The organism is Beggiatoa leptomitoformis, assembly GCF_001305575.3.
Lineage (GTDB): Bacteria > Pseudomonadota > Gammaproteobacteria > Beggiatoales > Beggiatoaceae > Beggiatoa > Beggiatoa leptomitoformis.
On the sequence record NZ_CP012373.2, the window covers coordinates 2,548,797 to 2,561,629 of the forward strand.

At 42.5% G+C, this 12,833-nt stretch carries 9 protein-coding genes; 3 read left to right on the plus strand and 6 right to left on the minus strand.

The window, feature by feature from the left end:
- Window positions 1-160 precede the first annotated feature (160 nt).
- Complete coding sequence (ppsA, locus tag AL038_RS10640; protein ID WP_062155472.1) at window positions 161-2,533, plus strand: phosphoenolpyruvate synthase; 2,373 nt, start codon at window positions 161-163, stop codon at window positions 2,531-2,533.
- 101 nt (window positions 2,534-2,634) lie between these two features.
- Here ppsA and AL038_RS10645 read toward each other — a convergent pair whose 3' ends face one another.
- From AL038_RS10645 to AL038_RS10665, 5 genes are all read right to left on the minus strand, one after another.
- Window positions 2,635-2,841: a formate dehydrogenase subunit delta gene (locus AL038_RS10645; protein ID WP_062152631.1), complete on the minus strand. Its 207-nt coding sequence runs from the start codon at window positions 2,839-2,841 to the stop codon at window positions 2,635-2,637.
- The gene (gene fdhD, locus AL038_RS10650) at window positions 2,828-3,652 is read right to left on the minus strand and encodes a formate dehydrogenase accessory sulfurtransferase FdhD (protein WP_066246129.1); all 825 of its coding nucleotides are present in this window, start codon (window positions 3,650-3,652) and stop codon (window positions 2,828-2,830) included. The genes AL038_RS10645 and fdhD overlap by 14 nt, the downstream gene beginning before the upstream one ends.
- A 293-nt stretch (window positions 3,653-3,945) precedes the next feature.
- Entirely contained in the window at window positions 3,946-6,795 is a 2,850-nt protein-coding gene (gene fdhF, locus AL038_RS10655; protein ID WP_062152634.1) for a formate dehydrogenase subunit alpha, read from the minus strand.
- A gap of 12 nt (window positions 6,796-6,807) precedes the next feature.
- On the minus strand, window positions 6,808-8,364 hold the full coding sequence (locus AL038_RS10660; protein WP_062152636.1) for a formate dehydrogenase beta subunit: 1,557 nt from the start codon (window positions 8,362-8,364) through the stop codon (window positions 6,808-6,810).
- Window positions 8,365-8,373: 9 nt separating this feature from the next.
- Entirely contained in the window at window positions 8,374-8,856 is a 483-nt protein-coding gene (locus AL038_RS10665) for a formate dehydrogenase subunit gamma (protein ID WP_236839373.1), read from the minus strand.
- A gap of 659 nt (window positions 8,857-9,515) precedes the next feature.
- Between AL038_RS10665 and AL038_RS10670 the strand changes: the two genes are divergently transcribed.
- Window positions 9,516-10,100 (plus strand): SRPBCC family protein, encoded by a 585-nt coding sequence (locus tag AL038_RS10670; protein WP_062152640.1) that lies wholly within the window; start codon window positions 9,516-9,518, stop codon window positions 10,098-10,100.
- A gap of 168 nt (window positions 10,101-10,268) precedes the next feature.
- The gene (locus tag AL038_RS10675; protein ID WP_062152642.1) at window positions 10,269-10,739 is read left to right on the plus strand and encodes a DUF302 domain-containing protein; all 471 of its coding nucleotides are present in this window, start codon (window positions 10,269-10,271) and stop codon (window positions 10,737-10,739) included.
- A gap of 21 nt (window positions 10,740-10,760) precedes the next feature.
- Here AL038_RS10675 and AL038_RS10680 read toward each other — a convergent pair whose 3' ends face one another.
- Window positions 10,761-12,725: a potassium transporter Kup gene (locus AL038_RS10680; protein ID WP_201800077.1), complete on the minus strand. Its 1,965-nt coding sequence runs from the start codon at window positions 12,723-12,725 to the stop codon at window positions 10,761-10,763.
- Window positions 12,726-12,833 lie beyond the last annotated feature (108 nt).

A 12,833-nucleotide genomic window follows, 5' to 3' on the forward strand; every position in this document is an offset into this window, starting at 1 on the left:
CGTTCCTAAAAATGATAATTTGTGCAGTAATACATAAAACCATAAAAAAACTATAAATAATAACCAATGTAGTGATGGAAACACGCTTTCAGTATAAACTTATCGTTTTTTTTCTACATTATTCGCAACGGCTGGTTGCAGAGGGAGTTCAGCAGTGCAAGTGCAAGAGTACGTTATCGGGTTTGAATCGTTAGGTATGCACGATGTTAATCGAGTTGGTGGCAAAAATGCCTCTCTTGGTGAAATGGTTAAACATCTCGCAAAACTCGGCGTGCGGGTGCCGGGTGGTTTTGCCACAACGGCGACGGCGTTTGTTGATTTTTTAGAACAAAGCGGCTTGCGTCAACAGATTAATGAACGGTTACAAAATCTGAATATTGATGATGTTGATACACTCGCTAAAGTGGGTGCAGAAATTCGTCAGCAGGTGATAGATACCCCATTAACTAAACCATTAGAAGAAGCAATTACAACCGCTTATCATCAAATGGTTGCTGATGCAGGTGGTGAAATTTCCGTTGCTGTGCGCTCCTCTGCGACTGCTGAAGATTTACCCGACGCATCCTTTGCGGGACAACAGGAAACCTTTTTAAATGTGCGTGGCTTAGCGGATGTGTTACTCGCGGTTAAACACGTTTTTGCTTCTTTATTTAATGACCGTGCCATTGCTTATCGGGTACATCAGGGCTTTGCGCATAGTGATGTTGCTTTATCCGCAGGGATTCAGCGCATGGTGCGCAGCGACATCGGCGCAAGCGGTGTGATGTTTACCTTAGATACAGAATCAGGTTTTCCTGATGTTGTCTTTATTACATCCGCTTATGGTTTAGGTGAAACCGTTGTGCAAGGTGCGGTGAATCCTGATGAATTTTATGTACATAAATCTACTTTACAGGCGAATAAACCTGCTATTTTACGTCGCAATCGCGGTAGTAAATTGATTAAGATGATTTATAGCGATGAAAAGGGTTACGGTAAAGCGACAAAAACCGTTGATGTGGATGAAACCCAACGTTTTACTTTTTCTCTAACGGATGCGGAAGTAGAAGAGCTGGCGCGTCAAGCCTTAATCATTGAAAAGCATTATCAACGTCACATGGATATTGAATGGGCAAAAGATGGACAAGATGGCAAAGTCTATATTGTGCAAGCCCGTCCAGAAACGGTAAAAAGTCGCCAAGTTAAGAGCAATGTTTTAGAGCGTTATGAACTAAAACAAACAAGTAATGTATTAGTCACAGGTCGCAGTATTGGGCAAAAAATTGGCGCGGGTAAAGTCCGTGTGATTAAAAACGTTAAAGAAATGTCGCAAGTGCAAACAGGTGACGTATTAGTTACCGATATGACAGACCCCGATTGGGAACCTGTGATGAAGCGTGCAGCGGCAATTGTGACTAATCGCGGTGGTCGGACTTGTCATGCAGCCATTATTGCGCGTGAATTGGGTATTCCTGCGGTAGTCGGTTGTGGCGATGCGACCCAAATTTTAAAAGATGGGCAAGAAGTGACTGTATCATGCGCAGAAGGAGATACAGGCTTAATTTATGCGGGGCTGTTAGCCTTTGAAGTAAAACGCTCTGATACGGCTGTGATGCCTAAATTACCGTTCAAAATTATGATGAACGTTGGTAATCCTGATCGTGCGTTTGATTTTGCCCAAATTCCTAATGCAGGCGTTGGTTTAGCGCGTTTAGAGTTTATTATCAATAATATGATAGGGATACATCCTAAAGTATTGTTAAACTTTGACCAACAACCTGAAGACCTTAAAAAAGTCGTTAGAGAACGCATTGGTGGATATGCCGACCCCGTTAGTTTCTACGTGGAAAAATTAGCCGAAGGCGTATCAACCTTAGCCGCCGCGTTTTACCCCCAACCCGTTATTGTGCGTTTATCTGATTTTAAATCAAATGAATACGCTAATCTCATCGGCGGTGAACATTATGAACCGCATGAAGAAAATCCGATGATTGGCTTCCGTGGGGCTTCTCGTTATATTGCTGAGTCTTTTCAAGATTGTTTTGAATTAGAATGTCGGGCGATGCGGAAAGTGCGTGATGAAATGGGATTAACCAACGTTGAGCTGATGATTCCTTTTGTCCGTACTGTTGAAGGGGCGCGGAAGGTTGTGGACATTTTGGCGAAAAATGGGTTAGAACGGGGTAAGAATGGTTTACGCTTGATTATGATGTGTGAATTACCTTCTAACGCTTTATTAGCCGATGATTTCTTGCAATATTTTGATGGTTTTTCCATCGGTTCAAATGACATGACGCAATTGACCTTAGGACTAGACCGTGATTCTGGTTTAATCGCGCATTTGTTTGACGAGCGTAATCCTGCGGTTAAGGCTTTGTTGCATCTAGCTATTCAGGCTTGTCGTAAGGCGGGTAAATATGTTGGTATTTGTGGACAAGGCCCTTCAGACCACCCTGATTTAGCCCGTTGGTTAATGGATGAGGGCATTGAAAGTGTGTCGTTAAATCCTGACACAGTGGTTTCTACGTGGTTGTATTTGGCGGGGCAGAATTAGAGATTTATCAACTTGCTGAATATTAAAATTTATTTGTTATAGTGGTTTTATACTAACCCTGTTTTAGTTAATCAAAACAGGGTTTTTTGTTTTACAAGACGCTACAACCGTCCGATGGCTTCTTTAACTAACTCGTTTAGTCCTTCTCCGCCATTTTTATAATGTTCAATAATTTTTTGGCGCATTCGTAATTCCCATGATTTTTGAATATGGTCAGCAATGCCTAAAATAGCGTGTTCCCGCTCAGGTTCAGCACTGAAAAAATCACCGATATTATTTGCCATTTTGATCAAGTTATCCGTTTGCATAGTTCTCCTCCGTTGTTGTATGTATTAGTCGTTGTGCATGGGTGTAAATAATATGGTTTGTTCCCCGCGCAAAACCAATTAAAGTTATTTGGCTTTCTTCCGCTAAACGAACAGCGAGTGCGGTAGGGGCAGAAATCGCCACAATGATGCTCATGCCAACCATGGCCGCTTTTTGTACCATTTCATAGCTGGCGCGACTGGTAATTAATAAAAAACCTTGATTAATATCAATCTGATTTTTGATTATTGCACCAATTAATTTATCCAGCGCGTTATGCCTGCCTACATCTTCTTTTAGCAGTAAAATGTCGCCTGTAACGCTAACCCACGCGGCGGCATGAATCGCACCGGTGAGTAAATTAAGCGGTTGATGTTGTTTTAACTGATTTAAGGCAATTTGTAAATTTGTATCGGTGATTGTGCAACCTATTCCAATCGGCGCGGGGTGACGAATGACTTGGAGTAGCGTTTTAGTGCCACATAGTCCACAGCTTGTATTGGCGGTTAAATTACGTTGTTTATCTGTTAATTCGGCATAGCGTGCTTGGGGTATTTCTACATGTATTTCAATGCCATCAGTTTGCGGTAAAAGATATAAATCTTTAAGTTCTTCGGCTTGATAAATAATCCGCTCGCTGAGGCTAAAACCCAGCGCGAAATCGGCCAAATCTTGCGGGGTTGCTAACATGACGACATAAGGCGAGCCATTGTAAAAAAATGCAATCGGTGTTTCTTCGGCAATTGTATCGCTTAATGTATCGTGTTGTTTCTCGCGCCAACGGTCAACGGGATGTAGGGTATAGGATTGCATAAAAATGGTCTGAATCAGGATTTTCAGGATTAATAGAATTTCTAGGATTTAAAGATAAAAAATAATATTTTTAACCATCAGCTAATTCTGATTTAACAAGCTGTTTAAATTAGGTTAATAGAATTATTAATTAATCTTATTAATTCTGGAAATTGGGTGAATGCGGATTCAGACAATTTTAAAAATCTATCTGAATCAGCATGTTCAGGATTAACAGAATATTCAGAATCTAAAGACAATACAGTGTTTTTAAAATTCTGCTAATTCTGGTTCAGATAACGGTCTTTATGCGACTACATGGTGACGCGTTGTTCTAACAACTGCAATTGTTCTTCGCTGAAAGATTCATATTGCTGTTGCCATGCGGAACGTTGGCTGACAGAAACGGGCATGACTTGTACTGCGGTCACTTTGTATTCAGGGCAGTTGGTTGCCCAGTCGGAATTATCCGTTGTGATAACATTCGCACCCGATTGGGGGAAATGAAAAGTTGTATAAACAACACCGGGTTGCATCCGCTCGCTGATTAACGCCCGCAATACGGTTTCTCCCGCACGGCTCTTAATTCCAACCCAATCCCCCGCTTTAATGCCGCGTAATTCTGCATCGCTGGGATGAATTTCTAATCTATCTTCATCGTGCCATGCTACATTTTCAGTGCGGCGAGTTTGCGCGCCAACATTATATTGGGACAAAATCCGTCCTGTGGTGAGAATAAGCGGGTATTTTGCGGTTGTCCGTTCAGGCGTTGGTACGTATTCCGTCAGGACAAATAAGCCTTGACCACGCACAAAGTGTTTGGTGTGCATTAGGGGTGTGCCATCTGGCGCATCAGCATTGCAGGGCCATTGAATACTCCCCATTTCTTCTAATTTAGCGTAGCTTACGCCTGTAAAGGTAGGCGTTAAACGTGCAATTTCATCCATGATTTCCGATGGATGGCTGTAGTTCATTGGATAACCCAGTGCATTGGCTAATAATTGGGTAACTTCCCAATCTTCTTTACCCGCGAGTGGCGGCATAACTTTACGCACGGGGGAAATACGCCGTTCTGCGTTGGTGAAAGTGCCATTTTTTTCTAGGAAGGAAGAGCCGGGGAAAAACACATGGGCAAATTTGGCGGTTTCGTTTAAAAATAAGTCTTGCACCACCACGCATTCCATCGCTGACAGTGCCGCGTGAACATGTTGAATATCAGGGTCAGATTGGGCAATATCTTCACCTTCTACATACAAGCCTTTAAAACTGCCATCTAACGCGGCAGAAAACATGTTAGGAATACGTAATCCGGGTTCTGCTTCAAGACTTACCCCCCATGCTTGTTCGAATAGTTCACGAGTGGCATGGTCGGCAACGCTACGATAACCGGGAAACTCATGCGGGAATGAACCCATGTCGCAAGAGCCTTGCACGTTGTTTTGTCCGCGTAAAGGGTTTACGCCTACGCCTTCGCGTCCAATATTCCCTGTCAACATGGCAAGATTGGCAATGCCCATGACGGTTGTTGAACCTTGACTGTGTTCTGTTACGCCTAAACCGTAATAAATCGCGGCATTACCGCCCGTTGCGTATAGTCTAGCGGCACTGCGGATAGTTTCTGCGGGAACACCGATGGCTTTTTCTACCGCTTCGGGTGCGTGGCGGTGGTGGCTGATGAAGGTTTTCCACTTTGCGTAAGCATGTAAATCACACCGTTTGTCGATAAAATGTTCATTTGCTAAGCCTTCGGTAACAATGACATACGCTAAGGCATTAAGCAACGCAACGTTTGTTCCCGGTTGTAATTGCAAATGGTAATCGGCTTGTACATGGGGAGATTTGATTAAATCGATGCGACGGGGGTCAACAACGATGAGTTTCGCCCCTTGGCGTAGGCGTTTACGCATTAATGAACCAAAAACAGGATGTCCATCGGTAGGATTAGCACCGATGACCATGATGACATCTGATTGCATCACAGAATCAAAGTCTTGTGTGCCTGCTGACTCACCCAATGTACGTTTTAAACCGTAACCCGTGGGGGAATGACACACACGCGCACAAGTGTCGACATTGTTATTACCAAATGCTGCGCGAATAAGTTTTTGTACTAGATAGGTTTCTTCATTGGTACAACGCGAGGAGGTAATTCCGCCTATGGAATAACGTCCGTATTTGCTTTGTAAGGCTTTAAAACGTCCTGCTGCGAAGGTAACGGCTTCATCCCAACTGACTTCACGCCATGGGTCGCTGATTTTCTCGCGTATCATGGGTTTTTTAATGCGGTCTGGATGTGTCGCATAGCCAAAGGCAAATCGTCCTTTGACACAAGAATGCCCATGATTTGCCTTGCCCGATTTGGTTGGCACCATGCGAATCACTTCGCTGCCTTTCATTTCAGCGGTAAAGGAGCAACCAACCCCGCAATAAGCGCAGGTTGTAACGATACCATGTTCAGGCTGACCTTTAGCAAGCACGGATTTTTCCATGAGTGTTGCTGTTGGACAAGCTTGGACACACGCGCCACAAGACACACATTCGGACGCTAAAAAGCTCTCTTGCTGACTGGGCGATACAACAGAATCAAAGCCACGTCCTGAAATCGTTAGGGCAAATGTACCTTGTACTTCCTGACAGGCGCGCACACACCGTGAGCAGACAATGCACTTGCTGGGGTCAAAGCTAAAATATGGATTACTGGTATCTTTTAGCGAATGTAGATGATTTTCCCCTGCATAACCATAGCGGACTTCACGCAAACCGACCTTGCCCGCCATGTCTTGTAATTCACAATTCCCATTCGCAGAACAGGTTAAACAATCTAATGGATGGTCAGAAATGTATAATTCCATCACATTGCGTCGTAAACTTCCCAGTTTTTCATTTTGGGTAACGACTTTCATATCTTGATGCACGGGGGTTGTACATGAGGCAGGATAACCACGCGCCCCTTCAATTTGTACGACACATAACCGACATGAGCCAAATGGCTCAAGGCTGTCTGTTGCACATAAACGCGGAATTTCAATGCCGATACTTGCCGCTGCTCGCATAACCGAGGTGCCTTCTGGCACGGTTACTTTAAACCCATCAATTTCTAAGCTGATGAGCTTATGGGCTGTACTGGCTGGGGTGCCAAAATCTTTTTCATTCAATGTGGACATGGTAAACTCTCTTTAAGCAGCCTGTTTATCAAGTTGTTGCGCACCAAAATCTTCAGGAAAATGGTTTAACGCACTTAATACAGGAAAAGGTGTCATGCCACCTAACGCACACAGTGTGGTATTTAATAAGGTGTCGCATAAATCGCGGAGTAGGGCGATTTGTTGCGTATGATCCTCATGGTGCATAACCTTATCTAAAATTTCTACACCGCGCGTCGACCCAATACGACACGGTGTACATTTCCCACAGGATTCTATGGCGCAGAATTCCATTGCATAGCGAGCCATCGCTGCCATATTAACCGTGTCATCAAATGCCACCACGCCACCGTGTCCTAAAACGGCTTGAACTGCGCTGAAGGCTTCATAATCTAACGGCGTATCGAATAAAGATTCGGGCAAATAAGCCCCTAATGGTCCGCCAACTTGTACAGCACGAATCGGACGACCTGATGCAGAACCCCCACCAAAATCGTATAGAATTTCGCGTAAAGTCACGCCAAACGCTTTTTCAACCAAGCCTGTTTGTTGTAAATTACCTGCTAATTGAATCGGTAATGTGCCATGAGAACGTCCCATCCCAAAATCTCGATAAAATGCCCCGCCTTTGTCCAAAATAATCGGTACAGAAGCAAGGGAAATAACGTTATTTACAACGGTAGGTTGTCCAAATAAGCCTTTAATAGCGGGCAAGGGTGGTTTAAAACGTACCATTCCACGCTTGCCTTCGATGCTTTCCATTAAAGCGGTTTCTTCCCCGCAAATGTACGCACCCGCACCGATACGAACTTCCAAATGAAACGTTTTACCACTCCCGCGAATATTTTCCCCTAAATAACCCGCTGCATAAGCACGTTGGATAGCGGTTTGTAACATTCTATTTGCATGAGGATATTCAACCCGCAGATAAATATAGCCTTTAGTTGCACCAACGGCTAAGCCGACAATTGTCATGCCTTCAATCAGCACGAATGGGTCACCTTCCATAATCATTCTGTCGGAAAATGTACCCGAATCGCCTTCATCAGCATTACACACAATATATTTTTGTTCGGCTTTTGCGTGTAAAACGGTTTTCCATTTAACCCCCGTTGGAAATGCTGCACCACCGCGACCGCGTAAACCTGAATGTATCACTTCTTCAACAATGTCATGCCCCGACATCTGCAACGCGCGCTCTAAACCGCGAAAACCTGCATGGTCAATATAATCAGCCACATCCACAGGGTCGGTAATCCCAACCCGTGCAAAAGTTAGCCGTTCTTGCTTTTTCAAAAAGGGAATTTCTTTTGTTCGTCCTAGTGACAAACGATGGGGTGCGCCGTGTAAAAAATTTGCATCGAACAGTGATGGCACATCTTTTACCTGCACCGCGCCGTAGGCAACACGTCCTAACGTGGTTTTAACCTCAACTAAGGGTTCTAACCAAAACATGCCACGTGAACCGTTACGAATGAGTTGAATATCTTCATTCCGCCGTTGTGCTTCGGCTAAAATAGCCTGCGCGACCTGTTCCGCGCCTAACGACAACGCACTAGAATCACACGGCACAAATACTTTAATCGTCATACCATCCCCTTATAATTCTTGTAAAATCTCATCAAACCGCTCAGGCGTTACCCGTCCGTAAACTTCCTGATTAATCATAATTGCAGGCGAGCAAGCACAATTCCCCAAACAATACACAGGTTCTAGGCTATACCGTTGGTCTGTGCTGGTTTGGTGATAATCCAGATTTAAGGTTTGCTTGATATGTTGCTCTAAAGCCGTTGAATTCATGGCCTGACAGGACTCCGCACGGCAAACATGAATTGTATGTTTTCCTGCGGGGGTATCGCGGAAGTAATGATAAAAACTAATCACGCCATGCACATCTGCACGCGATAAATTCAATTCACTGGCAATGAGTGGGATGGCTTCGGGCGGAACATAGCCTAGTGTATCCTGAATTTTGTGTAAAACAGGTAACAAAGCCCCATCCTGATGTTTTAACTCATTTATTATTGTAATAATTTGTTCTTGATTGGTGGTTGTCATGCTATCCTCAGTAAGAATCTTCATAAAGAATCCATTTACAAATATAGCAAACCACGCATTAATTTTACAAATTTATGCGATAAAATAATTTATAGTAAAGAATAAGCAAAAATTATGATTCTCAGTAAGTGTAATTGTTCATATTATTGTAATTATTTAAATTATCTGTATGGGCTTAAGGATTCATAAGACAAAAAACTGATGGGCTTTATTGAAAAATACGATAGAAAAAGCGAAAGGTATCATCAAAATTTATAGTGTTTCTTTAAAAAACGGATTTTATTTAAGGGAATTCTAACAAAATTTGGAATTTACCAGAAATTGAGGACATATTAAGCTTTAATAGCGGACTTCTTTATGGTATCAATTTTGACGAGATGACACGGATACTTGCTTCAAATGGTGTTATCCATTCTCTTTTTATACCGTTGTTTAAATCTAATAATGATGTGTTATGGTGCGAAAAAAGCCATCTCACATAACCTATGCTTACTATCGCTTTACGTTTTTATGGTTATGCGGTACAACTAGATGCAGTAGAGCGAGCCTATAGGAAAAAATTTTAAGTTTGCCTGCTGTGCAAGCACGAATAGCCGTAGGGCAGATAGAAATAGATGTGTTGCCTTCATAAAAGCGGTGAGCGAGCGACATTCCCCATCATTTAAAAAAGCGAGGAGTATGACATGAAAAAATGGTTAGCCTTATTAGGCGTTGCGGTTTTAGGTGTGAATAGCACAATAAGCTTTGCTGCGGAAACAGTTGGTATGTTGACGGTTAAATCAGAAATGATGGTTCGTGGTACGCCTGAGAAAGTGTGGGCGGTTATTGGCGGATTTAATGATTTGCCAAAATGGCATCCTGCTGTTGCAAATAGTAAATTAGATATCAGTGGCGATGCGACTGCTGGTGGAATTACCTCGCGCGTGTTGACGTTAAACGCACCCAATGCTCCCGTGCTGATAGAACAGCTCATCAGTCAAGACCCTGTTGCAATGACGTATAGTTACACGCTTACGAAGACTGAACCCGCCATTCTACCCGTTAAAAACTACACGGCTACATTGTCAGTCAGTGCGGCGGAAAAAGATAAATCATTAGTAACATGGGAAGGCAGTTTTTTACCACTACCAACGGCAACGGCTGAAGATGCAAAGAAGGCGGTAGAGGGTGTGTATTCAGCAGGATTAGTGAATTTAAAAGAGATGTTAAACACAACATCTGACGGCAAGGTATTACCAGAACGCGAAACGGGTAGAGGGGTTAAATAAGGCGTGATGCTATTGCTCAAAGCGGTGGTATCTGGTTAGAAAAAACACTAGGTTACCCCTTGTTTACATTAAACCCCTACAATTATTCAGTAGGGGTTTTGTATTTTTAAGCGGGAATTTTTTAAATCAAAACGATGATACCGTATGATTTTCATAAGATATTAAATAATGACCAACATAAACATCATGAAAAATGGGTTAAATTTATTAAGCATCATCGTCTTTTGCAGTTGTACGCTAACGCTTCGCAATGTTTATGCGGAGGCGTTACTTTTTCGCCAATCCACCCAAAAGCCATTTGCGGATGTTGTACAAGATGTTGAATATGCAATTGAAGCACAAAATTTTCGGATTACTGCACGTAATGATATAGGCAGGGCAATTCGTGAACGAGGTACAACGGATTTTCCCGCAACACTCATTATTCACTTTTGTAATCTGCAATATGCTGAAACATTACTCACCATAAACCCCGATTTATTGTTAGCGATGCCTTGTCGGATTGCGATTTATCAAGATAAGCAAACGGTGATTATCAGCACACCGCAATTGCCTCCTAGCACACAAGCTAAATTACAGTTAGTCGTTGATGAAATTAACCACATTTTACAGGCAATCGTGCGTGCTGGGGCAGAGTAGTTTTTATCAAACAGTTGCTGATTACAGTTGAATTTGTGTACCAATTTCAATCACGCGATTAGAGGGGATTTTAAAAAAATCAGTCGCACTGCGCGAATTCCGCAACATCCGAATAAATAAACGTTGTCGCCATCCTGTTAAAGCAATCCATGATGAATTTGTGGTTTTCTGAGCGGGAATGAGTGTTTCGCGTCCTAAGAAAAAGGTGGTGTCTAACTCTTCAAAGGATAAACAGTAAGGTTGGCAAAGGTCTAAAATATGTTGCATATTTGGGATTTCTTTAAATCCGCATTGCGCAACCACTCGATAAAAATTTTGTCCTAATGCTTGTACCCGTACTCGTTCACTGTCTTTGATGTAAGGAATATCTTCTACAACCAGCGTCAATAATACAACCCGCTCATGTATCACTTTATTATGTTTGAGGTTATGCAGTAGTGCAGGCGGAATACCCAATTGATGACTCGCCATAAAAATAGCCGTGCCTTGTACTCGTAACACACCACTATCATAGGGATTTTGAGGGTCTATCATACTTAAAAAATCTTTAATGGGGAGTGTTTCCGCTTTTAGGCGTTCGGCTAATAATGCGCGTCCTTGTTTCCATGTGAACATCAGCCCAAAAATGGCGATGCTCACAATAATTGGAAACCATCCGCCTTGTGGAATTTTGACAATATTGGCAGTAAAAAAGAGTAGGTCTATGCCTAAAAAGACGATAATTGCCGTCATACTTAACCACGGTTTCCAGTGCCACATTTTACGCAGGGCGATAAAAGCAAGGAGAGTGGTAATGACCATTGTGCCTGTCACGGCGATACCATAAGCAGCCGCTAAATTAGAAGAAGATTCAAACCCCAGTACCAAAATAATAATGGCAATGAGTAATAAACTATTAATTCGTGGAACGTAAATTTGTCCTACTTCTGCCTCTGACGTGTGGGCAATTTCCATTCGGGGACAAATATCCAGTTGTATCGCTTGGCGCGTGAGAGAAAAAACGCCAGAAATAACCGCTTGCGATGCAATCACTGTTGCCAACGTTGCTAAGGCAACCAAAGGATAAGTTGCCCAACTGGGTGCAAGCAGATAAAACGGATTGACTACACTTTGTGGATTGGTAATGAGTAACGCACCTTGTCCAAAATAATTTAACAATAACGCAGGACAAACAAAATAAAACCATGCTTTTTGAATAGGTTTTTTTCCAAAATGACCCATATCTGCATAAAGGGCTTCCGCGCCCGTCATTACTAACACCACAGACCCTAGAATAAAAAAAGCCTGCATTCCATTATTAACAACAAACTCAATTGCATAAAACGGTAAAAAAGCCAATAAAATACTAGGGTGTTGTGCGATAGAAATGACCCCTAATAAAGCCAATACGCTAAACCAAACGCACATAATAGGGCCAAAAAATGCACCAACAGATGCTGTTCCTAAGCGTTGAAAAGCAAAAAGAACAATAAGGACAGCAATGGTAACGGGGACAACGTAAGATTTTAACGCATCGCTGGCAATTTCTAAGCCTTCTACTGCACTTAAGACCGAGATGGCGGGGGTAATAATTCCATCACCATAAAATAAAGACGCGCCTATCATGCCCAAAATAATCATAGTCCATGCTTTACGTGGGTCTTTTTTTCTGGAGTGTAGCGTGAGTGCGGTTAGCGCGAGAATCCCCCCTTCGCCGTTATTATCCGCACGCATAATGAAAGTGACATATTTGAGAGAAACAACCAGCATAAGCGACCAGAATATCAACGACAATATGCCGAAAACATTATCTGGTGTTACGGAGATACCATTAGTTGCAGAAAAACATTCTTTGAGTGCGTATAAGGGACTTGTACCAATATCGCCATAGACCACGCCCAGCGCGCCTATGGTCAATTTAAGAAAATATTGCTTTGAATGAGTCTGTTCTGTGTGCATAGTGGTCGGATGAAATGTTGCATTGCGCAATGATTGTTCATAAATCATACAAGACTCTATGGTCAGTATGCGAAAGAAAACATGTAACCCATACAAATAAAAAATAATTTAGCTGTAATATCTATTCATATTATATAAAACGCATAAAATACGGCG

What these genes read in the sequence shown, in the direction of transcription:
- AL038_RS10670 (WP_062152640.1), top strand. Translation starts at nt 9,516, where the DNA reads ATGAAAAAATGGTTAGCCTTATTAGGCGTTGCGGTTTTAGGTGTGAAT.
- AL038_RS10675 (WP_062152642.1), top strand. Translation starts at nt 10,269, where the DNA reads ATGACCAACATAAACATCATGAAAAATGGGTTAAATTTATTAAGCATC.
- AL038_RS10665 (WP_236839373.1), bottom strand. Translation starts at nt 8,856, where the DNA reads ATGAAGATTCTTACTGAGGATAGCATGACAACCACCAATCAAGAACAA.
- AL038_RS10680 (WP_201800077.1), bottom strand. Translation starts at nt 12,725, where the DNA reads ATGATTTATGAACAATCATTGCGCAATGCAACATTTCATCCGACCACT.
- AL038_RS10645 (WP_062152631.1), bottom strand. Translation starts at nt 2,841, where the DNA reads ATGCAAACGGATAACTTGATCAAAATGGCAAATAATATCGGTGATTTT.
- fdhD (WP_066246129.1), bottom strand. Translation starts at nt 3,652, where the DNA reads ATGCAATCCTATACCCTACATCCCGTTGACCGTTGGCGCGAGAAACAA.
- AL038_RS10660 (WP_062152636.1), bottom strand. Translation starts at nt 8,364, where the DNA reads ATGACGATTAAAGTATTTGTGCCGTGTGATTCTAGTGCGTTGTCGTTA.
- fdhF (WP_062152634.1), bottom strand. Translation starts at nt 6,795, where the DNA reads ATGTCCACATTGAATGAAAAAGATTTTGGCACCCCAGCCAGTACAGCC.